The following is a 25,957-nucleotide window of genomic DNA, read 5'->3' as shown; positions in this document are numbered from 1 at the left end:
TTAAGTTTAGAGTAGAAATGAAAGGCGGACATTGAATGTCCGCCTTTCATTTTAAAACAATAAAAAAATCAAATGATAATTTTTTTTGACACGTATGAAAAAATCTACATTGGAAAGCAAAAAAAATAGTAACTTATTCTATATTTCATACCTTGTAATTGTATTGATTGTTTCTTTGATTGCGGCAGAGATATTTATGAGGATATTTAATATATGCCCCTTACCGAAGGATTACAGGGTTTATATTACTGATAAATACCTTCCTTACAAGTATATACCAAATATCAAATTCAGGATTAAAAGGTCTGGAGAGTTTGATGTAATGGTTAAGATTAATAGTGTCAGTTTCAGGGATTTTGAGCACAACTATCAGAAACCGATAGGCGTTTACCGTATTGTCGGGCTTGGAGACAGCTTTACAATGGGTGCAGGAGCAGAATTTAAGGATTCATATTTTTATAAATTAGAAAAGATGCTGAATGAAAAATACAGCCCTAAAAAAATTGAAATCATCAAAACGGGAACAGGAGGATACTTCACAGAGCCGGAACGGATTTTGCTCGAGCATTACGGAATAAGATACAGTCCTGATTTGATAATCGCAGGATTCTTGCCAAATGATATTATTGGTACATATTATGGAGCGAGCTCAGTTCAGGTTAAAAACGGATTTTTAAGCACAAAGGAGTCATCTGATATTGGAAAAACCGGAATGAGATTATTTAAGCGGTATCATCTGGCAAGAGTATTTATCAGGGCTTATATCAGTTATAAGCTGAAGAAAGAAAAGCCCGCAAAATGGGAAGAAATCTATAAAGAAAACGGATTTCATGAAAAGGACTGGAGAAAAGTTGAACAGGAGTTTCAGAAAATTATAGAGATTGGAAAGTCAATTGGCAGTCCTGTGGTTATAGTTAATATACCTGAGTTTCCGAGTTTTCTCAAAGACGTTGATTTTTCTTACACTGGTAAAAGATTGGAAAGGTTTTCAAAAGAAAATGGATATTTATATATAGATACATACCCTCAGATTATAAAAGAAATCAAAAAAGGAAAGATGCTTTTTTGGAAAAAAGATGGCCACTGCACTCCTTATGGCTACGAAGTAATTGCAAGGGCTATTTATGAAAAGCTGGTTGAAAGCAATGTAATCAGGTAAAAGTATCATAAGTATTGCGATTGATATTTTTGTAAAAAATTAATAATTATGAACAGAAAATTATTATTTTTATCAGCTACTGCAATAATAATTTTTTCAATATACACTATTTCGCTGGACAATCCCTTTTACTGGGATGATGAGGAATTGGTTGTAAATAATTATGTTTTACGGACGCCATTAAATTTTAAAAATTATTTTTTTTCCAATCCTATTCCTCAGCGGCCAGTTGTTACATTTTCCTTTGCTCTTAACTATGTTATTTTTGGATTAAAGCCTTTTGGATATCATCTTACACAGATCTTACTGCATATCTGCAACACTGCCTTAGTTTTCTATATAGCCAACTTAACATTCAGGAATGAGTGGGTGTCAGTTCTTTCAGGGGCAATATTTGCCCTTCACCCAATTCATACTGAAGCGGTAAATCTTTTTTTGGGCAGGTCTGACCTTGTCTGCTGTTTCTTCTTTTTAACCTCTTTTCTTCTGTATATTAAGTCTTTGGATGCAGAAGGGGACAGGAAAAAACTATTTTATTATTTTTCGCTGATTGCATATGTTCTTTCAATGCTTTCAAAGGAGATAGCAATAGTTCTGCCATTTCTTATTATCATATATGACAGAGTTATTGGAAGGAGAGAGATTAAAATATCATTATCCAGATTTTCTTCCTATATCCCTTATTTTTTACTGAGCGTTTTCTATTTTGTTTTCTGGTATCTGATTCTGCACGGCTCAAATTTAGAGGATAAAAAAAATTCAGTTCTTAATTTCTGGGGAGGAAATATTTATTCCAACTTTTTGATGCAGCTTGTAGTTATAAAGAAATATATTAAGCTCCTGCTTATACCAGCAGGGATGTCTGGATGGTATGAAATTCCTGCTCCCGGGTCAATTCTAAATACAGAGATATTTATTTCAATAGGCATTTTAACTCTGCTGGTTCTTGCCTGTATTTTTAAGCTAAGAGAAGAGAGCCTTTTCTCTGTTCTCTGGCTATTTGTAACTTTTCTTCCAATATCAAACCTCATTCCAATACCTGGGTCTATGATGGCAGAGAGATGGTTATACATTCCTTCTGTCGGGTTTAGTCTTTTTCTGGCATTAATAATAAAAAACTTAGAAAGTATTGTCAGGCAAAAAAATAATTATAGAAGGTTTGTTTCTGCCCTGCTTGTAATTTTTTTTGTCCTCTATTCATTGCTTTCTTATGCCAGGAATTTAGATTATGATAGTGAGGTAATTTTTTTTAAAAATATTTATGACAAAAGCCCTTCTTCGCAGCTTGCCAGGAGCAATCTGGGATTGGCATATTTAAGAGAAAACCATCCGGATGAGTCTATTAAGATTCTTGAGCCATTAGCAAAAGAGGGAAAAAGTCCTTTTCTGTATCTGATTCTGAATAATCTCGGTGGTGCTTATGAGAAAAAAGGAAATATCAAAAGAGCAGAAAAATTTTATAAGGCTGCAGCTAAACTGAAAAATGATTATGCTGATGCAAATATCAACCTTGGATCCCTTTACATGAATCTTGGAAGAACAAAAGAGGCTAAGGATAAATTTAATGAAGTAATAAAGTTAGACCCCCGTAACCCACATGCCCATTACAACCTAGGACTTTTCTGTTTTATGGAAGGAAGAGATGATGAGGCTATCAAGGAATACAAGGAATCAATAAAAATGAGGCCTGACCTTGCTGATGCCCACAGCAATTTAGGCTTGGTATATTACAGAAAGGGATTAATGGATTTGGCAAGGATAGAATGTGAGAAGGCAATAAAGCTTGATCCAAAATATCCCCAGGCTTACGGAAATTTAGGGTTAATATATATGGAACAGGGCAAAGAAGATATGGCGATGAAAAATTTTAAAAAAGTTTTAGAAATAGATCCCAAAAACAGCCTTGCAATAAACTATATAAAAGAGATTGAAGCTTCCCTCGGAAAGCCGCAGAGAGGGTCCAAATAAAAGAAATATTTATTTTATATTCTCACACTATACATTTTCAAGCAAAGAAAAGTGAAAATAAAAGATAAGAATATATACCTGCTGTTAATCTTTTTTTCAGCTGCGATTATTTATTTCAATACATTATGGAATGATTTTACTAACTGGGATGATGATGAGCTGATACTGTACAATTACAGGATCCAGGATTTAAATTTAGAAAAATTAAAAAAAATCCTGACTACTCCTACTGTAACCGACTATCTTCCTTTAAAAGAGTTGTCATATGCCATTGACTATTATCTCTGGAAATTAAATCCTTTTGGTTTTCACCTGTCCAATGTGGTACTATTTGTTTTAAATTGTTTGCTGGTATATTTGATTTTTGAATTTATTTTTAAGGATAAATTCATATCTTTTATAGGAACAATAGTCTTTACTGTCCATCCAATCCATGTAGAATCAGTTGCATGGATTTCAGGGAGGAAGGATTTGTTGTCAGGGCTATTTTTCTTCCTCTCTTTTTATGCTTATCTGAAAAACCGCAATATATTTGCTTTGCTTTCTTTTATCCTAGCGCTTCTCTCAAAGCCAACAGTGGTCATTTTGCCTCTTGTCCTTATACTTTACGAACTGACTATAAATAAGATTGAAAATAAATGGAAAACAATTTTGCCTAAGGTTTCCCCTTTTTTTATAGTTGCTGTCATTTCTGCTTTTATTACATTAAAAGTTGGGGTTGAAAAGGGAGTTGTAAAGGAACATATTGGGGATACTTTCTCAGTGAATTTTATGCTGATGAACGGAGTGTTCTTCGACTATCTCAGGTTGATATTTTTGCCTGTTAATCTGTGTATGCGCTATATGATACCAATAGAGATAACTTTTAAATCTATCATGTTCTTAATTTTGTTAATAATATTTTTAATCATATCTATAAAGGAAATTAAGTTTAATTCACACTCTCTTTTTTTTCTTATCTGGTCTGTTATCACAATACTTCCAGTTTCTAACATAATACCAATATCTACTTTGAAAGCGGACAGGTATTTGTATCTTCCATCTATTGCTTTTGCTGCTTTTGCTTCCATATTATTTAATAAGTTGTCCGGCAGAACTTTAAAAATTAAGTCTCTGTTTGTTATAATGCCAGTGCTGTTATTATTTTCTATCCTGACTGTTGAGAGGAATAAGGTCTGGAAAAACAGTATAACCCTTATGGAAGATACAATTAAAAAATCTCCTGACATGTTTATAGCCTATAATAATCTTGGAATTGCATATTCCGATGCTAAACTTTATGATAAGGCAATTAATTCATATAAAAAAGCTTTAGAATTAAATCCCTATTTTGCCAAAGCACATGCTAATATTGGAACTTTATATGCAACTGTTAAAAATTATCAAAAGAGTTTAGTTGAGATTAAATCAGCTTTGAAACTGAACCCTAATATTCCGGGTGCACAGTTTAACCTCGGACTGCTATATTATAAAATCGGGCTGCTGGATGAAGCAATTATTCAGTATGAAAAAGCAGTCAGGATAAACCCTGAACATGAGGAATACAGGCGAGCTTTAAGTGAAGCCAAGCGGGAAAAAGAACTAATGATAAAAGAAGTGACAAATCCTGAAATAAGCGAAAAGATTAAGTTGAAAATCTCTAATAACTATAATAATCTTGGAGTAATGGAGCTTATAGAGAAAATGTATGGAGACGCTGAAATATCTTTAAGAAAAGCTCTTTTATATAGCCCTGAAAATAAAATGGCAAAACTGAATCTGGCAAATATTTATTTTTTAAAAGGAGATTTAGATAATTCTATATCTGAATACGAAAGTGTAATTAAATCAGAGCCTAATCTTTACAAGGCTTACTGGAATCTCGGATTGATATACAAGGCAAAAGGAGATAAAGTTAAGGCTTCAGAAATCTTGAACAAACTTTTGAAAATTTCCCCAAATAATCAAGCTATCTTGAAAGAGATTGAAGCTCTGAGTAAATGAATAGAAAATATTTAATATTAATTTTCATATTATTAGGGTTTATTATTGGAATAACATTTGGTGCCTACGAAATAATTAAGTTTACCGCTTTTAAAGAACTAGATAATGAGCGAAATAAAATAAAATTCGATTATCTCTTATCAACAGAAAAGGTTTTACTCGGAATATATCTTCTTTCAATAAATTCTTTTGGGTTTACAATAATAATGTTCCTGCCAGTTATACCTGTTTGTTTGTTATGGAACCTATATAAAAAAGATGAAAATAATTTAGATAAGGTATGGCCTGTAATGGCTATCTATTGGGGATTATATTCAGAAATCATATTTATAAACTGGGGCTTGCCATTTTTGAATAAGATACGGCCTTGCATGAGCAACAGAGAAATAGTTTTTCATAACCTTATTTTATATTTTGTTATTTTAATTATCGGACTCTTATCATTTCACCTTTCTTTCAGGATCTATAATGCTACTTCCAAGGGATATTGGTTTTTTATTCTAGTTAATTTTCTTTTTCTTGCGGGATTGACTATGCTCTTAAGATTTTTCTTTGTAGGATATTTCATAGAATATGTGCCAAGGACTTTTCGGAGTATAAACTTTTTATTAAGTTTGTTTATACTTTTTTCAGTTTTAAGCCTCAGTCCAATATGTTATGAACGAATTTTTGGTTTGGGAAAGAAAAGCCCTCAAGAAGTCTTGAAACCAAACTCAAAATTTTTATCCATTTCTAAATTTGGTATAGCTTCTGTATTCATTTTAATACTTTTAATTGGTTTAACCTGTTTTGGATATTTTGAAGAAAACCGTGAAATTGGATTGGAAACCTTTTCTGCGAAGAATTCTGTAAACACAGTTTCTAACAAGGATTATCTAAATGTAATATTAATTCTAATTGATACTCTGCGAGCTGACCATTTATCCTGTTATGGATATGGGCAAAATACAAGTCCTAACATTGATAAATTAGCAAAAGAAGGGGTTTTATTTACAAACAGCTTTTCACAAGCATCATGGACAAAGTCGAGTGTTGCATCCCTTTTTACATCACTTTATCCAACTCAGCATAATACGAATACTTTTGAGGACATTTTGCCTGATCGTGCGACCACTATAGCTGAGATATTGAAAAGTTATAATTATACCACGGCTGCTTTTATAGCTAATCCAATTGTTGGAAAGCCTTTTAACTTTCAGCAAGGATTTGACCTTTACATTGATGAGTTTACAAAAGATAAAATATATTACTCTGTGTTAAGAAACTCCTTTATTGGAGGAATAGTAATGAGTATATCAAGGAATAGATTCCTTACTCAAGATATAGTTAATGCTGATATTCTCAATAGTACAATAGTACCTTGGTTAAGGAATAACAAAGATAAAAAGTTTTTCCTTTATCTTCATTATAAAGATCCTCATTCACCATATAAACCTCCTGATTTTTTTTACAAGAAATACGTCAAAGGGATAGATCCTGAAGTTTACAAGGGAAATGACAGATTTGATATTAATAGGACGGAAATGGCTCTTTATGATGGGGAGATAGAGTTTACTGATCTGAACATCGGAGAATTGCTAAAGACTGTTGATGAGCTAAACCTTACTAAAAACACATTGGTTATATTGCTTTCTGACCATGGAGAAGCTTTCCTTGAGCATGGAAATAAAGAACATGGTTTTACTCTTTATCAGGAAGAGATTTTTGTTCCTTTGATTATGAGACTGCCGGGTTATATTCCTGTTAATAGAAAAGTGGTATATCAGGTTTGTACTATTGATATATTGCCTACAATTCTTAATATCCTGAATATTCAATATAAAGGGCCAATAGAAGGAAAGTCTCTTTTACCTTTGATAAAAGATGTACATTCAGAGGAACAGAGAGATTTTATATTTTTAGAGGAACTGTTTGCATTTGGGAAACCTATGATGCTTCATTCTCTCAGAATGGAAAATTATAAATATATTTTTACAAAACTTTTTAAAAACAAAGAGGTTAGCGCTTCAGAAACTAAAGAATTATTTAACTTGCAAACAGACAGTGAAGAATTTCTTAATATAATCAAACAAAAACCTGAAGAGCTAATAATGATTAATGGAAAAATTAATCATCTTTTGGAATATATTAATAAAACAGCAGTCCCGGCGGTAAAAACAAAAGTAGATGAAAAGACAAAAGACCAGATAAGGGCTTTAGGATACATCCAGTGAAAAAAAACATAATTTCAATAGATACAATAATTCTTTTTCTTGCAACCCTCTCAGTAATCAAATTTGTTCCTGCTGAGATAAGATTAGTAGTTCATCCGATTGTAATCTTCCTCCTTGGAATTTACCTGTTAATTGATGTGATGCTGAATGCACGGGAAAATAATATTTCTTACCTAAATACATGCAAATTTATAATAATTATTCTTATTATATCACTTCTTGCCATTATCCCCTGTCTTCATAGAATTTCTCAGAGACATAATGGGAACCCCTATGAATTTGCCCATGACGGCGGAGTTATTCAGACAGAAGAAGCCATAAAGTATTTTATAAAAGGAGAAAACCCTTATCATGAAGACTACTATAATACAATCCTTGATGAGCATTATACTGTGTATAAACTTGATGAAATAAAAAACTCCCTTATTCATCACTACACATACTTGCCTCTTACATTTCTTTTCCCTATTCCTTTTTATTTTTTATCAAAAGCTACAATAGGGTGGTTTGATATGAGGTTTATATACATCTTAATGTTTGGGCTATCTCTATATACTATTCCGAAGCTTGCCATTGATTTCAGGAGTAAGGCTCTGCTTCTTATCACCATTTCATTAAATCCATTTTTTACTTATTTTCTTGCGGATGGCAGGAATGAAATATTCTTGTTATTCTGGCTGTTAATGAGTTTCCTTTTTTTGATGCGCGACAGGCTTAAAACTGCATCTGTTTTTTTGGGGCTCGCCTGTGTCAGCAAGCCCACAGCATGGTTTTTAATCCCTTTTTTTATAACTTATATCTGGGGCAAAAATAATGAATCAGAGAATTTGGGGAAAAAATTAATGTTTCTTCTTAAAAATACATATCCTTTTATTCTTATTTTTCTAATATTTATTCTTCCATTTTTAATATTGGATTTTCACTCGTTTAAAGAAGATATCTTTAACTGGGATGAGGCATATCCTCTGGGTGGAACTCCTGGTTATGGCTTTTCAAATCTTTTACTATTTATTGGGTATTCGAAAAGTGATTATTTCCCGTTTAAATATCTCCAGCTTATAACAGGTTTGCCATTACTTTACTTCTTGTTAAGGAGACAGCTTAAAAATAATACTATTAATTTCATGCTCATAAGCTACGGAATACTTTCATTTGTCTTGCTCTACTTCTCAAGATTTTTGCATGACAACTATTTAGGGTATGTTTTTTCTGTATTATGTCTTGGATTTTTTTTAGAGGAAAGAAAAGGGTATCTTATTCACTAAAAGTGGCAATAATTTGTAGCCGCAACCTTTAGGTTGCGCCATATAACGCAGGCTAAAGCCTGCGGCTACTTATACAACCCTCTCATCTCATTCCATCTGATCTGCAGGAGTTCCTTTATCATTGCCAGAGAATGCTTTATAGGGTGAACCCTGCTTTCAGGCGAGTTAATCCATTGAATAGGAATATCCATTATCTTAAAACCAAGTTTTTTCCCGATAAAAAGCGCTTCAACATCAAAACTAAAGCCGTTTATTCTGCATTTGCTGAAAATCTTTTTTACTGCTGTTCCCGTAAAACATTTAAATCCGCACTGAGTATCTTTTATTCCTCCGAATATGAGTAACCTTACCAGAATATTAAAAATTTTCCCAATTGTTTTGCGGTAAAAGGGTTGTGAGATAATTATTTCCGAGTCTGATAAAGCCCTTGAGCCAATTGATATATCATAGCCGCTTTTGATAGCTTTAATTAATTTTTCTATTTCTTCTATTGGAGTTGAAAGGTCAGCATCGGAAAACAGTACAAAATATCCTTTTGAAATATTTACACCTTGTCTTACAGCATAGCCCTTACCCATATTTTTCCCATAAGTTGTATAAAAGGCCCTGGCGTGAGTTTTGCAGAACGCTTTTACGATGGAGGGTGTATTGTCATTGCTTCCATCATCAACCACTATTATTTCATATCTGAGATTCTTAGAGGACAGATATGTATCAATAGCGTCAAGAGATTTAAAAATTCTATTTTCTTCATTAAAAGCGGGTATTACAACTGATAAATCTATATGCTGATTTTCCATTTTTATTAGATAGAAATATTAGTTTTTCCTTAAAATATTGACTCCGTAAATTTCTTTTTCAAAATGATAATTGTTATTAATATATTTTAGAATCTGTGGAAATTCAATTTCTTCAGGGATTCTGTCAACCTGCCATTCACCCATATTACTTATTACAAACTTCGGAGTATTTTCTTTTAAATATTTTACCACTTCTTCCTTTAATCCAATAGTGGCTGCATCATGGAGCACACCAAAACGTGCTGGCATTGGCCGGTCAAGCAGGAAATAATATGTGGCATCATTGGGAAAAACAAAAATGCAATCTTTGCCGGTAAGGTTGCTTTTGACATATTCTACAACTGCCTTGATTCTTTCTGCTTGAGTCCTCGGCAATCTTATATTCCCACTTCGTGGAATTTTTAAAACAACCATATCATTAATGGCATTGAGATTTAAATTATATACCTTATTAATGTTGGAAATAAAGAAATATTCTATACACCAGTGAGCGGGCCAGATTGCGTATGAAAGCAACCCTTCGCCAATAAAAATCAGGATGGTAAAATATAGCGCTATTAAACCCAGCTTGTTGCGTAATCTGTTTTTATATACTTCATAAATTTTAATTAGCAGTTTTTCTGCATAGAAAATGGAAAGTATTATTGCAGGCGGCAGTAACAAATAGTTCCTATCAATTCCTGACCTTCCAAGAGCGCCTTTAAACAGAATAATTCCATAAATGAGGATGCCGGAGGCTATCAATTTTTTGTAATTGAAGTTTTTTAATATTATACTAATAATAAGATGCAAAGTTACTCCTAAGTAAAGAATGATTGGCCAGTATGCTGCATAAACGAATAAGAAATTTTTAAAACTATTATAGGAAAAGTGTTTTATAATGTTTTTAAATTCAATAAACAGGTTTGGGAAAGGGATTCCACCAAAACCTAAAGTCACGTATTTAGGATAGGATATGGAAGCTTCAAGGTAATAGGAAAAAGTTCCCTCATATAAAAGAAAAAGAATTACAGGAAGGGCAATTATGCTGAATCCAAGTGTAAAGTTTGAAAAGAATTTCGTGCCAATCCGAGCTTTTCCATGTTCCTGAATGAATTTGGAAGACATGAGCATGAAGAAAGAAGAGATGGCGAGGCATATTGCTGTCTCATGACTGAAAAAAAGAGAGGCACTTAAGAATATTCCTGATAATCCAGCATAAAATGATTTTTTGGTTTTGATATAGCGTGCAAGAGGAACAACACCAAAAAGTGCAAGGGATATTCTCAGTATTGAACCGTTGGGAGCCGGAAAAACCGGAGCATAGAAAGAGAGAAATATTAATAGATTTATTATGATGGCACTTTTTTTTAAAAAAATCTCTTTTGATAATAAATAGATCAGGGCAAAGGCAATAAAGTCAAGAGAGTATGTGTAAATCCTTGAAATCAGGATGGAGGGAGTGAAAAATTTCATCAAAAGTGCCAGAGGATATTCCATTAAGGGGCCATAAATTGCATATGTATCTTTATATAGTTTTTTGCCATGAAGGATATCATTTGCATAAGAAAGATGCTGTCCTTCCTCAGAAAAAAATGTATAGTGGTTAAACCAGTTGGAATAGAAAAAATTTTTATTATAGGTGAGTATAAAGATTGCTGTTATAACCAAAAGGAAGCTGAGAAGATTAGTTTTGGTGAGAAAGCTACTATAATTTACTCCATTTAAATCTGCTGGACTTTGCGGAGAAAGGTTTTCTTTTTTTACTGGTTCGTATTTCTTTGATGAATAAACCATCCATGCAGTCCATATTGATAGCGAAACCAGGAGAGTGATAAAAAAACCGGCTATATAATATATTGTTTCTTGTGATTTTGGGTAACCTGCCAATACAGACAGACTTACGATTCCAAGTTCTTTCGCTTTTTCCAGGTCAGAAGAAGAGGAAGGGAGGTAATGAATAACAATAGAAGAAACCAAAAGTCCCACACAAAATCCAATGAGTGCCACTAATATAGATTTGAACTGGTTTTTTTTATGTGAGTTGTAAATGATAATTTTATCAAGCTGATTTTTAAATATCATTTAATATATCCTAAACTCTTTAAAGCTTCTTCCATCTTTTTGGTTAATTTTGGTTTTTCTTCAACTTTAAATTCTTTTGACCATTCTTCTTTACTAAGGGTGGAAGTCATCCAGGTCATAACCTTTGCCCTGAGGGTATCTGCAAATTCGCGGTTTTTGGAGACCAGATTGTTTTTCTGTTTAGGGTCAAGCTTTATATTATACAACTCTTCTTTTGCAACAGGATATTCTCCCACTTCAAACCTCGGATCTGTTGGCCAAATTCCTTTTGGATTATAGATATAAGCCCATCCTGATGTTTTCAGGATAAAGATTGAATTATTCCATTCGCTGACTCCAAAATCCTTTTTAAGCTCTTTTCCCTCCAGAAGAGGTTTTAAGCTTGTGCCACTCGTTTTATCGGTTGGTTTAATTCCGCAAAATTCAAGTACTGTTGGCATAATATCAATTGATTCTACCACATTTTTAATCCTTCTGTTTTCCGGAATCTTTTCAGGGTATCTGATAATTACAGGAATTCTCAAAACGCTTTCATAAACTGACCTTTGGTGTTGTATATAGAAATTGTGTTCATAGAGCTCCTCTCCATGGTCTGCAAAAAAGACAAGGAGAGTTTTATTGTAAATTCCGAGCCTCTTTAGTTCTTCAATTAGTTTCCCTATGAATTCATCTATTCTTGAAATCTGGCTGTCGTACAGAGCAATTAGATGGTCATAGTCTTCTTTGCTGAGGGTTTTTTTTTCAAGAAAGATTTTTTCTGCCGCATTAGAATCAATTTCATTTCCGTAATTGCCTTTGTAGTTTAATTCAAATCTGTCTATATATGGTTTTTTTCCTGTGTAGGGTTCATGGGGGTCAAGGTAATGTATCCACATAAAAAATTTCTCTTTTGGCTTTTTCATGATAAAATTGTTAAGCCAGCTAACTGCCCTATCAGTAAGCTTTCTTTCATCAAGCTCAAAAGTTGCTTCCTTAAAACCCTGAAGAATTCCAAACTCCGGCCTGACAAGTCCGCTTGCACTAAAAGCTCTGGTAAAATATCCATTTTTTATAAGGTATTCAGCTAAAGTAATCTTGTCATCTGGCAAAATATTGTTCCGGACATTTTCAGTCAATTTATGCTGACTTGTATATTTTGAGGTCATTATTGAAGCTAATGAAGGTAGAGTTATTCCCCGCTGACAGGCAACATTTTCGAAAAGTGTTCCTTCTTTGGCTATTTTGTCAATAGCAGGAGATGTTTCTCTGCTGTAGCCATAACAACCCAGATGATCAGCCCGGAGGGTATCAACAGAAATAAACAAAATATATTTTGGAGCATCAGGGAAAATTGGTAAAAAATCACACCTGTAAAACGGCAATAATAAAAATGACAGAATAAAAACTTGTAATAAAAATGTTTTATATTTACAAAAATATTTCACTAATTAGCCTCCGAAAACAATTAACGGATAATTTTTAAGCCCTGTTAGAATACCAAAAAGAGTCTGCCATCTATTTAATATATCCTAAACTCTTTAAGGCTTCTTCCATCTTCTTATTTAACTTTGGTTTTTGTTCAATTTTAAATTCCTTTGTCCATTCTTTTTTGCCAAAGGTAGAAGTCATCCATGTTGTAACCTTTGCCTTGAGGGTATCTGCAAGTTCGCGGTTTTTAGTAACCAGATTGTTTTTCTGTTTAGGGTCAAACTTTATATTATATAGCTCCTCTTTTTCAACGGGATAATCTCCCCCGGAATATCTCGAGTCTGTTGGCCAGCAGCCGGTTGGATTCCAGATATAGACCCAGTCCCGTGTTCTTAGAGTAAAGATCAGATTCCACCACTCGCTGACGCCAAAATCCTTTTTAAGTTTTTTTTCTTCCCAAAGTGGTTTTAAACTTGTTCCACTTAATTTATCTAATGGGGAGATTTTACAAAATTCAAGTACTGTAGGAGTAATATCAATGGATTCCACCACATCTTTAACTCTTTTGTTTGCAGGAATTTTCCCAGGATATCTCATAATCAGGGGTATTCTTAAAACAGATTCGTAAACTGACCTGTGATGTTCAATGTAGAAATTGTGCTCGTAGAGCTCTTCACCGTGGTCAGCAAAAAAAACCAAAAGGGTTTTATCGTAGATTCCTAACCTCTTCAATTCTTCAACTATTTCCCTTAAGAAGTCGTCTACCCTTGGGATCTGGCTGTCATACAGGGCAATAATATGATCAAGGTCTTCTTTACTGAGGTTTCTTTTTTCAAGGAACATTTTTTCTGTTACGTCGAAACTAATTTCGTTTGCGTAACTTCCTTTGTGGCTTGGTTCAAATTTATCTATATATGGTTTTCTTGCCGTGTAGGGTTCATGGGGGTCCATATAATGAAGCCACAGAAAAAACTTTCCATCAGGTTTTTTACCGGTAAAATCCTTAAGCCAGCTCAAAGCCATATTTGTGAGCTCCCTTTCATCTATTTCAACAGTAACATCTTTAAAGCCTTGATGGATTCCGGTTAACGGATTGACAAGGAGGCTCGCTGAGAATGCTCGGGTAGAATATCCATTTTTTGAAAGATATTCAGCCAGGGTAGTTTTATCATCTTTTAAGGTATTGCCATAAATATGATCTTTCAGCATGTGCTGGTTTATATATTTTGAAGTCATTACAGAGGCTAATGATGGCAGGGTTATTCCCCGCTGGCAAACAACATTTTCGAAAAGCGTTCCTTCTTTTGCTATTTTATCAATAGTAGGGGAAGTTTTTCTGCTGTAGCCGTAACAACCCAGATGGTCAGCCCTTAGGGTATCAACAGAAATAAACAAAATATATTTTGGGGTGCCGGAGAAAATTGCAAGAAGGTCACATCCCTGAAACTGTAATAATAAGAATAAAAGGCAAGAAACCTTTAAAAGAGTTTTAAATTTAAGCGAGTTAGTCATTAATTCCTTTCATAAAAAAATGATTTAGTTCTGATTCATAGACAGAACTCATTCAAGGTTGTTGAGGTTAATATTTTTTTCCAGTCCTTCCCTGACATAAGGTAAAATATTTTTATCAATTTTATTAAGCACGTTGTTGCTGTTTAATATTTTAGAAAGTGTTGTGTCGTAATCTGCATGGAATATTGAAGGGATATCCTTTTTGCCCAACAATGTTTGCCTCTTATCAATAATCTGTTCCCATATTGCCTCTCCAACACCGTTATAAAAAGAGATTATGATATTGCTACTGCCTTCAGTTTCACTTCTTGCTTTATTAATATAATCGGGGCCTAGTAATATATATGCACCTTTACCCATTGCCTTGTAGAGGTAATCAGACTGTTGACTTGCCAAAGAGTTTAAATATTCAGTAATATCCTTAAAACTGTTAAACAAAGGGGAAAATTCCATTATCCCTTCCATGAGATAATGAATTTTGTTTTTGTCGTCAAATTTCTCTATTATTTTTAAGCTTTCATTAAAATTTTTATATCTTTCTGTTAGTCCACCCCCAACCCCTTCATAAAATGAATTTTCATAATTTATATTAATAAATTGTGATATTTTTTTATTCAGTATGAATCCACCTTCATTTTGTGCAAAATAGAACCCCAGCCCTTTATAAAGCTTAAGACGATATTCCTTCGGCAAATTACTAATTATTTCACTACATTTCTTCAGGCTGTAATTGCTTGCTAGTTTTTCAGAAAGAATGTTGTAACTATAGCCCTTATAAATAAAACACTCACCTATAGTTTTTGTGGAGAGATAATCTGAGTATGAAGCTAAAGAGATTATCAGAAGGGCTGCAGTTATAGGAATAAAAACAATATGTTTCTTCAGCTTTGCTAAGAATAATGAGATCAGAATTATGATGAAAGGATATAACGGAACCAGAAACCTATAGCGGTAAATTCTAAAAGGATGGAGATTGAGATTTAACTCAAGTAGAGTGTCACTGGTTGTAAATTTAGAAAGAGTAAAAATTATAGAAAATAAAATTATATATACTACAAATAAAAATTCTTTTGGCAGTAATCTAAATTTTAGATAACTTCTTATACCGGTAAATAAAAAATAAAAAAATGAGATTAAAAAAAGTAAATAATAAATATTTGAGAAAACGTTAATACGAAAGAGATAAAATTCTTTTATCCAGAAAAAGTTAGGAATATCAAGGACCACCAAGTTTAGAAACTTTTTAATTAGGTAGTCAGGTGAGAAGTTTGCCTTAAGTAACTGGTAAATTGTGAGGTTGTCGAGTTTAAAGAAAATTATACTAAAAAACCACGGGATCAGCCCTATTAAAATTGATATAGGAGATAAAAGCATCTCTTTCTTGTTTAGAGTGCCTCTATTATACAAAAAGTGAAAAGTTATAACTGTAACAACAGTTATAAAAAAGATATAGTCAAAATAAATTCCAAATCCAGCAACTAAACCTGAAAAAATAAGATACCTGTAATTTTCCTTTTTATTCCTTGTCCAGTAATGGAACATTAAGAAGATAAGAAGTGCGGAAAGTAAAATTGATTCGTAATGGTTTCCCCAAAGGATCAGGGACATAATAACAGGATAAGGCGGTGAAATTGCAGAAAGGATTCCAAAAATCAAGGCAGCTTTTAAGCTGAAGAATTTCTCAAGTAAAAGAAAAAATATTATAAATGCAATAATGGAAATAAAAAGTGATAACAATTTTAGTGAAAATATAGAACTTCCAAAAATAAAAAAAAATGGTGTTGCTAAAAGGCTGACGACTAAAGTTCCTCCTGCAAAAGGCATGTACTGATAGCTGAGCGGAAGGGCAGGGTAGTTGAAGAATAGTTTTGGGTTATTTATAAAATCATGAGCAAAAGTACCATTGTAAAGTTCTTCATGGTTGTTAATGAAGTAAAAGGAGAGGAGGAGAAAAGTAATTCTGATTACTAAAAATGCAAATATCAAAAAAGTTAAGGTAATTATTTTATTTTTTGCTGAATTGGTCTTACTCATCTTTTTTTGAATTATATTATTAATTTATAAATTAAACATAGATTAAAGTAAAATCAAAAATAGGGCTAAGATAATCCTTAGGAAGGGATATCTTTATATTGGGGTGACTTATTTTTATAAATTATCTCATAGGCGTAGTTGTATCTCAGCTTTTTTATGCCAGTATCTTTTTTTATCAGTCTTATTTCATTATCTCTAAGTAATTCTTCTAAAGGTCCATTTTTTACGTCCAGAAGATCACCAACACAGTCTATAACTATTATATAATTAGTGCCGAGGTTCCTTAATTCATTTAGAAACTTTTTGGAAGGGAATTGTTCTTCCATATTAATAAGTTTTCGAAAACTCGGAGGTATCCATGTAGCAATCCCATTTACGGTTTTTTTCCAATGATAAATTGAATAGTAAGTATAAATTGCTTCTCTCATACTATGGCCAGGCTTTGCAAAACCATTTTGTTTATTATATGAAGTTTGATAGATAGATACATCTTCATTTAAAGAAGCAAGCCATTTATAAACTTTGTAGACTTCATCGCCCCTTGGACAATACTGAAGCATGTTTGGGAAATTGGCTATATGGGAATAGTTGACAATTGGGATTAAGATTAAAGCGATTTTAACAGCTTTTTTAACACCGTCACCCTTTATCATTTTAATTATGTACCAAATGGCTAAGCATGCTATGAAACTCAAAGATAGGTTTAAAAGAACCTCGAATCGTCTTGGGTTTCTTGTAATCTCAAATCCAGGGAAATAATCGAATAGCAGTGTATATGGTAAAGGAATGTTTCGTACCTTTCCAAAAGCTTTTAAACGAGGTCCCATGGAAAGTAAAAATGAAAAAAAAGCAAGGAGTAAAAAAAATATCTTTGCAGGCATTAGTCTGTTCTCGTTTTCAGAATCTTTCTTTCTGCCCAAAAGGGTTATCAGAATATAAGCACATAAAATATATTGAAGATATTTCATCTTATCTATGGTTAATAAATAGTAATCTAAATAATCAGCCTCCATTAATGTGTTAGCTTTAGTTCTTTTAAAGTCAGGGAACTGGTGTCTGTTCTCTAAATATGGTAATGAGATTGGATATATGACAGCAGCAGCTAATATGAAAATGATTAAAAATAAGATTAGATTTCTGGGAGTCAGGATTTCCCTCCATCTATAGATTATCTGGATAATAATGAGAAGAGCAAGACTATAAACCAAATAGACGAGAAAATACCATGAAGTCAAAGCTCCAAGGAGAAAGAATATTAGAAATAAAAAAATATGTTTTGTTTTTTTAGAATCAAGAAATTTGAACAGGTAGAGAAAAGTTAAAGGTATCCATTCTGTAGAAATTACTTCAATCCCTTGGATATAAAAATAGTTTAACCATGTGAAGACAAACATCAATCCGCTTGTAAAAGAGATTAGTTTGTCATCAATAAAGAATTTGGTTAAAAGATACATGCCAAAGGCGGCTGAAATGTATGAAAAAAATACCAAAAAATTATACGCCAGTACCGGATTCTTTAAAATAGCATTAAATGGAAGAGCTATTAAAGCATTTGTAAAGTTATGGTTATGATAAGCTAATACGTTTTTGTTGGGATAAAAGATATTTGCATTAAAAAGATTTTTGGGATCAGTTGTTAAGGAATGAGAAATCCATGCCATAGTATATATAAATCCAAAAGTATCAGGATGTGCACCATCCCATCTGGGTTCCCAGATGACTGGGTTATTGTTATATTCGCTTCTTAGAAAACCCCTGAAAAGGTGATTATGAATTTTGTAGATAAAAGGATAAGTAAGAATTATGACTATTATTGAATAAAGAAGAATGACTCTTAGCTTTTCATTTCTAAATATTTTTGAAAATATATTTTTTTCCAATTTGAAACTTCAGAGGATTAAATTTAGAGAAATTTTTTCTGCCTATTATAATGATATACATATTATAAGACTTTTACAGATAGACATTTATAAAAAAAATAGTTTATTAAAGGGCTAATTGTCAAGATATTTCTATGCTGGTCTGGCAATACCCCAAAATTTTAATGATAATTTCCTAAAGTTAATAGACCTGCCTGCCGGCAGGCAGGTAACTGGTATTTTGGCTGGGGTGTCCATAATTAGAGCAGGGATTTTGTAATTTTTTTAAGCACTTCTGAGAGGTAATCAGAGAGGGTATAAAGGAAAAATCTTATTTTTTGGGGTATAGCCAGATTTGTAGTTGTGTTGTGTAAAAACTTGCTTTTATAATTTGGAAATGCTAAATTTAAAAAATATTTTGAGTTTACAAGATGTTTTTGAAAATGCATAGTGAGCGTATTCCTTGCAGCTTGCTACTAGGTTAGCGAGCGAATATAATAAAAATAAAAAAATTCCTTACATTTGGAAATTCTCCATAGCTTGTTGTGGGGAGCTTCAATTGGAAACTTCATAGGAAAATTAGGTTTTAAAGCATATGGAAAACTTTCTTGATGTTTCAGTAGTTATTCCTGTCTTTAATGAAAAAGAAAGCTTAAAGGAGCTTTCAAGTAAGTTAGTCAATGTGTTAGAAAGAATTGGTACAAATTATGAGGTTCTCTTCGTCGATGATGGAAGTACAGATGGTTCTTTTGATTTCATTAAGGAAATTAATGAAAAAAATCACAGCATTAGAGGGGTTCAGCTAAGGAAGAATTTTGGGAAAGCAGTAGCCCTTTCTACTGGATTCCAACGTGCAAGAGGGAAGATTATTGTTACCATGGATGGGGATTTACAAGATGAGCCGGAGGAAATCCCGAAGTTTTTACAAAAAATCAAAGAGGAATATGATCTCATTTCTGGATGGAAGCAAAAAAGGAATGACCATTTTTTCAGAGTTATCTCATCAAAGATATTCAATAAGATGACGGCATTATTTACTGGTGTGAGGCTCCACGATATTAATTGTGGCTTTAAATGTTACAGACGTGAGGTTTTAGAGCAGATAAACATCTATGGGGAGTTGTACCGATATATTCCCATACTCGTTGCTGGTCGAGGATTTAGAGTAAGTGAGATCCCTGTTGAGCATCATTATAGAAGATTTGGAAAATCTAAATATGGTCCTGGAAGGTTTATTAAGGGTTGTTTTGACCTTCTCACAGTATTGCTTCTTACAAGGTATAAAGAAAGGCCGCTTCATTTTTTTGGAATATCAGGAATAATAGTTTCCGGAACAGGTTTTGGGATTTGTATCTATATGTCATTCCTACGATTTCAGGGTTATAAGATAGGGGATCGGCCCCTTTTGCTATTGGGGATTCTCATGTTAATCTTAGGTGTCCAATTTGTCTCTATGGGTCTTATAGGTGAGATGATTACCGCTCGCTTTGTTAAAGAGAGTAATAAAGATATTATTATCTCGGAGATATAAAAGAGGAGTTTTTTCTCTGTGATATCCCACCAGTCTTATGGCAACCTTCAGAAATACCAGAGCAAGAACCCATTTGTTAAAATATTATTAGATAGATTCCTAAATGAGATTTTGCAAATGGTTGGTACTATTGATGTTAAAAAAGTTTTAGATCTTGGGTGTGGAGAAGGGTTTGTAATCAATAAATTGTCTAAATTTTATTCTTATCTTGAAATTACAGGGGTGGATATAGATACTAAAGCGCTGGATTTAGCCCGGGATTTAAATCCAAGAGCAAAATTTATTGAGTGTGATATTAATAATTTTCAATGTGAAAAAAAGTCTTTTGAGCTTGTGATGTTAATTGAGGTATTAGAACATATGAAAAAGCCTGACGAGATTTTAAGAATAGTTAAGAATATTACAAGTAAATATGCTCTTATAAGTATTCCCCATGAACCACTTTTTAGGATTTCAAATTTTTTGCGATGTAAAAATTTTTTCAGATTCGGAAACGACCCTGAACATTTGCAAAATTGGACAAAAAAACAGTTTCTTGGATTATTAAAAAATGATGGTTTTAAAATCTTAAAGATAGCAACTCCATTTCCCTGGGTCATTGTACTGGCAGAAGTTTCTGCCTGATTTTATCAGTCAGCATTGGTAGGCAGACAGAGAATTGGTAACTACTTTTTTATTATTTTTGAAATCAGGGCAAGGTATTTTTTGGATATTTCCAAATCGGGACTTATTTCCAGAGCCTTTTTAAATTCTTCTATAGACTCTTTATACTTTCCCACATTTGCATAGTCTATTCCTAAATTATTATGAGCCTGTGCCAAATTCGGATTCAGTTCAGTTGCCTTTTTGTGATGAGAATAAGCTTCATTCCACCACATCCAGTCTGCAAAGAGGATGCCCAGGTTATTATGAGTTTCCGCTAGATTCTGGTCTATTTCCAACGCTTTTCTGAATTCATCTGATGCCTGATTATACATTTCCATCTTATCATATATTACTCCAAGATTGTTTCTGGCTTCAGCAAAATTCGGGTTTTCATTAATTGCCTTTTGGTAATATCTTAAAGCAATTTCATCATTATCTCCTCCTAAATTTACATCAGATTTTGCCGCTAAGGTAAACCATTTAAGGGCATTTCTATTTTTAATATTATTATTGTCTACTGATCTGATAGAAGACTTTAAATAATTTTCTCCGGCCAGATAATCCCTTATGTGTGTATATTCGGTTTCAGGTTTTAATGTTAAAATTTTCTGATTATTAGCCAGTATCCAGGGGACCGTATGGATAAGTGAAAAAGTCAGAACCAGTAAAGCTATTGAGAAGAAATGTCTGTCTTCTTTCACATATTTATTCAATAAATAAACTCCTAATAAACTTACCGGGAGAAAGGTGAGTGAATACTTGTCCCAATCTCTGAATGGTCCTAAGATTGGATATGAGATGACATTATAAAGAAGGCAGAAAAATGACGAACTTAAAAGAAATATAAAAAATGGATCTTTATATTCTATTTTTTTTCTGTAAAAAAATAGGGGAAAAATTGCCAGTAATATTCCCATAGGAAATATTAAGATTAATTCATTGATAAAGACTATTAAATAATCCCAAGAGATAAGGGTATATAAATGATTATGGGATTTTGGATTTATTAAGGGGAAAAAGTTATCAGCAAAAAAGAGTAAATTAAGAAAGAGCTTTAATTTTCCTGTTTTCCAAGCCATTATTAAATAAGTAAATAGCCCTAAAAGAGGTATTCCCAATATTAAAAATAATTCATAAATTGATTTTAAATCTTTTTTTCTTATCAGTTTTAAAAAAACCAAGATAATTAAAGCAGGGTATAACTGTATAGTGGTAATTTTAAGGATAGATGCTATGATGAGAGTAAAAACAGGTAAGAATGTATTAATCTTACCCTGGATATAATAATATGCCAGAAGTATAAAAAATATTCCTCCTGTTAAGAGTACTGTATAGCTTTCTACATGACCAAACAAGATCTGAATTCCTCCCTGTGAAATTATTAAGGAAAAAATAAAAAATTTCCTGTAGATGTTATCTGAGAGTTCTTTGCATATGAAGAGAAGTGCGGCAATAAAGAAGCTTCCTAAAATGCAGTTGATTAAAGCGAAAGTGACAAAATATCCATACGGATAGTCAAGTCTAAGCACTGCTTTATATGCATGGGATATTAAAAAATGGGAGATGATAAATATTGAATTATATAAGCCATCAATTGTTAAATACACTTTATCCTTAATGACATATCCGGCAAAAACACCGTCTCCATAAAGTCTTCTTGAGCGGAATATCCAGAAAATAATGAAAAAAAGGAAGGATATAATAATATAGAGTGTCTTAGTGGAAATTTTATTAAAAATTTTATTAAAGTATTCTATAATAAAAATTAAAAATTTACTTATCAGTTCATTAAAATAAGAAATTGAAACTAAAATTCCAAGAATAAAAAGAATTATTTGTGATGGTAATGAGATGAACCTGAAAAAATTAAATCCCCAAAGAAACTTTAAAGGAATGTATGGACTGATTAGATGGATTGCTGAAATGACAATGCCTGATATAATTAAAGAATATTTTAATTTTTCTATACTATTTCTATTTGTGATTTCTTTATCCATTGTAAAATATATTGATTTTTAGACATTAATACTATTTACCTAAATTATTCAAGTATTTTTCCAAAAGGAAACTATGACCAAATATGAGAAAGCCTTTCAGAATGTAATTTTAATATTATCCTCATTGCTCTTCTGCTTTTTAATGCTCGAAATCGTACTTAGATTTTTTTTGAAAAATAGATACACATACATTCCGCACCCAAAAGGACTTTATGAAACAGATAAAAAAAGAGGTTATAAACTTGTTAAAAATTTTAAAGGAGTTTTCCTTGATTCTGATGGAAATTATATAGCAAAAGCTGAGACAAACTCTCTTGGTTTCAGGGATTATGAATACGGAGGAAAAAAAGGAAATACTTTTAGGATACTGGTTCTTGGTGATTCTTTTACATTCGGGGCCGGGGTAGAGTTTGAGGACACATTTGTTAAACAATTAGAATCGATTTTAGGGGAAAAAAATGATGGCAAAAAATATGAGGTTATAAACGCAGGCGTTATGGGTTACGGGACTGACCAGGAATACTACTATTTAAAGGAATGGGGATTTAAATTAAAACCTGATTTAGTAATAGTAGCTTTTTATATTCAGATATGACGTAGAGGATGTTATGATTGGGGCTATAAATCATTATACAGTTAAAGATGGTTATCTCTTCGATCTTTTTGAACATAAGCAAAAAGAGAGACGCAAAAACTTTTTAGAAAGGAATAGCAGGGCATACGAATTTTTTGAGGATAGAGTTAATAACTTATTAATTAAGAAAGGCCTTAAAAAAAAGCCCTGGGAAAATTCAGGGATTCCTTTTGATATGAAATTTTATTTAAAGAAATATCCTTCTAAGCTTGAAGAGGCAATGAATAAAACAAAAGGATTTCTAAAAGGCATTGACTCTTTAGAAAAACAGATAGGAGGGAAGTCATTAATTTTCTTAATTCCTAACAGAATCCAGGTCTTTGAGGGATCGTTTGCAAAGGAGTTAATCCGGTACCATGAGAATCCCGCAAATTACAGTGTAACAAGGATAAATGATGAACTGGCAAATTTTACAGAAGAAAATAAAATCCCTTTTCTTGATCTTTTACCTTCTCAGCGTGAATACGAGAAAAAAGTTGACCTTTTCCTTCCTTCAGACTCTCACTGGAATAAAGAGGGACATAAACTTGTTGCAAAAACAATTTATGATTATTTAGTTTCTAATGGGATGGTACAGTAAAGAAACTTAAAACTGAAAGCGCAAAGCTAAAAAGTATTGAAATGGGTCAGGATGGTCAGGGTTTCCCGGCTTTTTTTGATAAACTAAATTTTACTATTATATATAAATATCTAAAAACTGTTCTTACTATTTTTAGCTTGCTTTTTCCTTTTTTAAAGTCATAACGGAGAACTAAAGGGACTTCGTTTATTCTGGCACCAATAGACCTTAGTTTTAAAAGTAATTCTACTGTAGCAGTAAATCCTGATTCCTCTATCAAATTACTTTTATATTTCTCAAATGCTTTCTTTATAACAGCAGCTTTAAAAGCCCTGTAGCCAGAGGTATAATCAGTTACATTCCGGGTCTGGAAAAGAAGATTAAAAATCATTCTGGCACATCTGCTTAAAAATTTTCTCAGGTTAGGAACACCGATTTCTTTACCCCCTCCCAGAAATCTTGATGCGATAACAATATCACAGCCTTTACCTATTTCATTAGCCATCAGGGGAATAAGGGATGGGTTATGGGTGTTATCAGAGTCCATTGTGACTATTATATCATCATCCGCGAGTTTTGTGAGGAGAAAAAGGATTCCGGATTTCAGGGCTTCGCCAAGACCTTTGTTTTTCTCATGGGATATTACTTCGATGGAAATATTTTTTTTGAAATTATCTAATACTTTGGCTGTATTGTCTGTACTTCCATCGTCAACTACTAAGATTGAAAGGCAAAGATTAGAATTCTTCCTGAGATTTATTACCCTCTCTATCAATTTCCAGATTGCCTTCTCTTCATTATATGCTGGGAGCAATATATATATCATTTATTTTTTTAAAGATATAGTGTGTTAAGAAATATCAAATATGGTTAATTTTAATTGTTTTAAATATTCCTTTAGCCTGGATTTATACAAAGGACTTTTGCAAGGCATGGTAATAATCCATATTAATTTTATTAATTTCATCAGCCATTTGGATTTTGTTTTAGCTAAGATTTTAAGTAGGGGGGAGAATGGACTGGGGAGCCAATTGGAAAACGCTATTAAATTTTTCAGGTTTATTGCTAATTCAGCATTTTCTTGCTTCAGAAGAGTTTTTTCTGAATACGTACCAAGCCCTAGGCTAATACTGAGGATAGTTTCTTGATCTATGAGACCTTCCTTGACACAATATTCTGTTAGACTTGTTTTGGGAAATGGATAAAAAGTACCAGCACCTACATAATTAGGCTTTACATCTTTTATTAAGTTTACGGTGTCCCACATATCCTTTTCAGTTTCATGAGGCAAACCAAACATCAGGAATGTAACAGTTTTCATGGCATATTTTTTTATTAATTTCATTTTCTTTTTTATATCATCGTTTGAGATATTTCTATTTAAGACTTTTTTTCGTATTCTATCACTCCCAGATTCAATTCCGACAAAAAGAGTACTGCAGTTTGCAGCTTTTAAATATTCTAAGACTTCTTCATCTATTCTTTCAAGATGTGAAATAACAGAAAAAGGCCTGTTGATATTTTTTTTATATAATTCTGAAAAACTTTTTAACCATGGTTTATTAAAAGTAAAGGTATCATCTTGGAAGAAAAAATTCTGAGGATTATATTTTTTTTTATAAATTAAAAGCTCCTCTATTACTTTTTCAACATTCTGTTGCCGCAAAAATTTTCCTTTATCTTTATACATTTCCCAGTAGATATGATTGTAGCAATAGGTACACCTGTAAGGGCACCCTCGAGTAGCTATTAAATGGACAGTGTCAGAAAAACAGAAAAAGGGAGCAAAAAGATCCTTGTCTGGAACTGGCAAATTATCCAAAGCCACTAAATCACGAAGCTCATTTTTTATAATTTTACCATCTATCTTAAACCAGATATTCTTTATTGTAAGATCTTCTTTTCCCATCTCCATGTTATTAACTAATTCCAACATTGCTTCTTCGCCTTCTCCAACGCAAACCATATCTATACCTTTAACTTTTAAGACTTCTTCAGGAAGAAGAGTTGGATGGATACCTCCTGCAATTATTGGAATATCAAAGTTTTCTTTGAAGCGCTCAGTTAATTCAGGAATAAGTGGAAATACATTGGTTACAAAAGAGAGAGCTAAGAGGTCAGGTTTAAAATCCTGGGTTTTTCTAATTAATTTTCGAAAGAATTTTTCACGATTGATAAAGATATTTTTAAAGTAGAGATTATCATCAAGACCCGTATCAAAGATAATATCTGTTTGGTGTCCAGTATCTTTTAATATTGCTGAGATATACTCGATGCCAAATATTTCTGAGCCTCTTGCATAGAATAAAACCTTCATTTTAATTCCT

19 protein-coding genes are annotated in these 25,957 nt (G+C 32.6%); 9 read left to right on the top strand and 10 right to left on the bottom strand.

Translation table 11 applies throughout. The annotated features are described in order from the left end of the window. The first annotated feature begins 109 nt into the window (after window positions 1-109). Genes A3H37_09215 through A3H37_09195 form a run of 5 tightly spaced genes read left to right on the top strand, consistent with a single transcriptional unit; the run spans window position 110 to window position 8,588 of the window. Window positions 110-1,159 (top strand): hypothetical protein, encoded by a 1,050-nt coding sequence (locus A3H37_09215; protein OGL51189.1) that lies wholly within the window; start codon window positions 110-112, stop codon window positions 1,157-1,159. Between the two features lie 48 nt (window positions 1,160-1,207). Next, a complete protein-coding gene (locus tag A3H37_09210) occupies window positions 1,208-3,127 on the top strand; it encodes a hypothetical protein (GenBank protein ID OGL51188.1) in 1,920 nt (639 codons plus the stop codon). A 51-nt stretch (window positions 3,128-3,178) separates the two neighbouring features. Further along, window positions 3,179-5,110, top strand: coding sequence for a hypothetical protein (locus tag A3H37_09205; GenBank protein OGL51187.1), 1,932 nt, complete (start codon window positions 3,179-3,181; stop codon window positions 5,108-5,110). After that, complete coding sequence (locus A3H37_09200) at window positions 5,107-7,323, top strand: hypothetical protein (GenBank protein OGL51186.1); 2,217 nt, start codon at window positions 5,107-5,109, stop codon at window positions 7,321-7,323. The genes A3H37_09205 and A3H37_09200 overlap by 4 nt, the downstream gene beginning before the upstream one ends. Beyond that, entirely contained in the window at window positions 7,320-8,588 is a 1,269-nt protein-coding gene (locus tag A3H37_09195; protein ID OGL51185.1) for a hypothetical protein, read from the top strand. Before A3H37_09200 ends, A3H37_09195 begins: the two co-directional genes overlap by 4 nt. Before the next feature lie 65 nt (window positions 8,589-8,653). Here A3H37_09195 and A3H37_09190 read toward each other — a convergent pair whose 3' ends face one another. The 7 genes from A3H37_09190 to A3H37_09160 all read right to left on the bottom strand — a co-directional run bounded on the left by A3H37_09190 (window position 8,654) and on the right by A3H37_09160 (window position 18,713). Beyond that, window positions 8,654-9,388, bottom strand: coding sequence for a hypothetical protein (locus A3H37_09190; GenBank protein OGL51184.1), 735 nt, complete (start codon window positions 9,386-9,388; stop codon window positions 8,654-8,656). 18 nt (window positions 9,389-9,406) lie between these two features. Continuing rightward, the gene (locus A3H37_09185) at window positions 9,407-11,452 is read right to left on the bottom strand and encodes a hypothetical protein (GenBank protein ID OGL51183.1); all 2,046 of its coding nucleotides are present in this window, start codon (window positions 11,450-11,452) and stop codon (window positions 9,407-9,409) included. Continuing rightward, the gene (locus A3H37_09180) at window positions 11,449-12,876 is read right to left on the bottom strand and encodes a hypothetical protein (GenBank protein ID OGL51182.1); all 1,428 of its coding nucleotides are present in this window, start codon (window positions 12,874-12,876) and stop codon (window positions 11,449-11,451) included. Before A3H37_09180 ends, A3H37_09185 begins: the two co-directional genes overlap by 4 nt. A gap of 70 nt (window positions 12,877-12,946) precedes the next feature. Further along, a complete protein-coding gene (locus A3H37_09175; GenBank protein OGL51181.1) occupies window positions 12,947-14,371 on the bottom strand; it encodes a hypothetical protein in 1,425 nt (474 codons plus the stop codon). A 48-nt stretch (window positions 14,372-14,419) separates the two neighbouring features. After that, window positions 14,420-16,405: a hypothetical protein gene (locus tag A3H37_09170; GenBank protein OGL51180.1), complete on the bottom strand. Its 1,986-nt coding sequence runs from the start codon at window positions 16,403-16,405 to the stop codon at window positions 14,420-14,422. Between the two features lie 77 nt (window positions 16,406-16,482). After that, on the bottom strand, window positions 16,483-18,285 hold the full coding sequence (locus A3H37_09165) for a hypothetical protein (protein OGL51179.1): 1,803 nt from the start codon (window positions 18,283-18,285) through the stop codon (window positions 16,483-16,485). A gap of 239 nt (window positions 18,286-18,524) precedes the next feature. Then, window positions 18,525-18,713 (bottom strand): hypothetical protein, encoded by a 189-nt coding sequence (locus tag A3H37_09160; protein OGL51178.1) that lies wholly within the window; start codon window positions 18,711-18,713, stop codon window positions 18,525-18,527. Between the two features lie 146 nt (window positions 18,714-18,859). Between A3H37_09160 and A3H37_09155 the strand changes: the two genes are divergently transcribed. Then, window positions 18,860-19,795 carry a glycosyl transferase family 2 gene (locus A3H37_09155; GenBank protein ID OGL51177.1) on the top strand — a complete coding sequence of 312 codons (936 nt, stop codon included), beginning with the start codon at window positions 18,860-18,862 and terminating at the stop codon, window positions 19,793-19,795. An 18-nt stretch (window positions 19,796-19,813) separates the two neighbouring features. After that, the gene (locus tag A3H37_09150) at window positions 19,814-20,419 is read left to right on the top strand and encodes a hypothetical protein (protein OGL51176.1); all 606 of its coding nucleotides are present in this window, start codon (window positions 19,814-19,816) and stop codon (window positions 20,417-20,419) included. 41 nt (window positions 20,420-20,460) lie between these two features. On the opposite strand, the gene A3H37_09145 is transcribed toward A3H37_09150, so the two are convergent. Further along, window positions 20,461-22,437 carry a hypothetical protein gene (locus tag A3H37_09145; protein ID OGL51175.1) on the bottom strand — a complete coding sequence of 659 codons (1,977 nt, stop codon included), beginning with the start codon at window positions 22,435-22,437 and terminating at the stop codon, window positions 20,461-20,463. Window positions 22,438-22,510: 73 nt separating this feature from the next. On the opposite strand from A3H37_09145, the gene A3H37_09140 reads away from it, so the two are divergent. Next, complete coding sequence (locus A3H37_09140; GenBank protein OGL51174.1) at window positions 22,511-23,032, top strand: hypothetical protein; 522 nt, start codon at window positions 22,511-22,513, stop codon at window positions 23,030-23,032. 13 nt (window positions 23,033-23,045) lie between these two features. Continuing rightward, a complete protein-coding gene (locus A3H37_09135) occupies window positions 23,046-23,651 on the top strand; it encodes a hypothetical protein (protein ID OGL51173.1) in 606 nt (201 codons plus the stop codon). A gap of 55 nt (window positions 23,652-23,706) precedes the next feature. Here the strand turns inward: A3H37_09135 and A3H37_09130 are convergent, their stop codons facing one another. Continuing rightward, complete coding sequence (locus tag A3H37_09130; protein ID OGL51172.1) at window positions 23,707-24,456, bottom strand: hypothetical protein; 750 nt, start codon at window positions 24,454-24,456, stop codon at window positions 23,707-23,709. Between the two features lie 24 nt (window positions 24,457-24,480). Then, window positions 24,481-25,947, bottom strand: a complete 1,467-nt coding sequence (locus A3H37_09125) for a hypothetical protein (GenBank protein OGL51171.1) — start codon at window positions 25,945-25,947, stop codon at window positions 24,481-24,483. Between the last annotated feature and the right edge of the window lie 10 nt (window positions 25,948-25,957).

The organism is Candidatus Schekmanbacteria bacterium RIFCSPLOWO2_02_FULL_38_14 (assembly GCA_001790855.1).
GTDB lineage: Bacteria > Schekmanbacteria > GWA2-38-11 > GWA2-38-11 > GWA2-38-11 > 2-02-FULL-38-14-A.
This window is presented reverse-complemented; position numbering and strand designations above follow the sequence as displayed.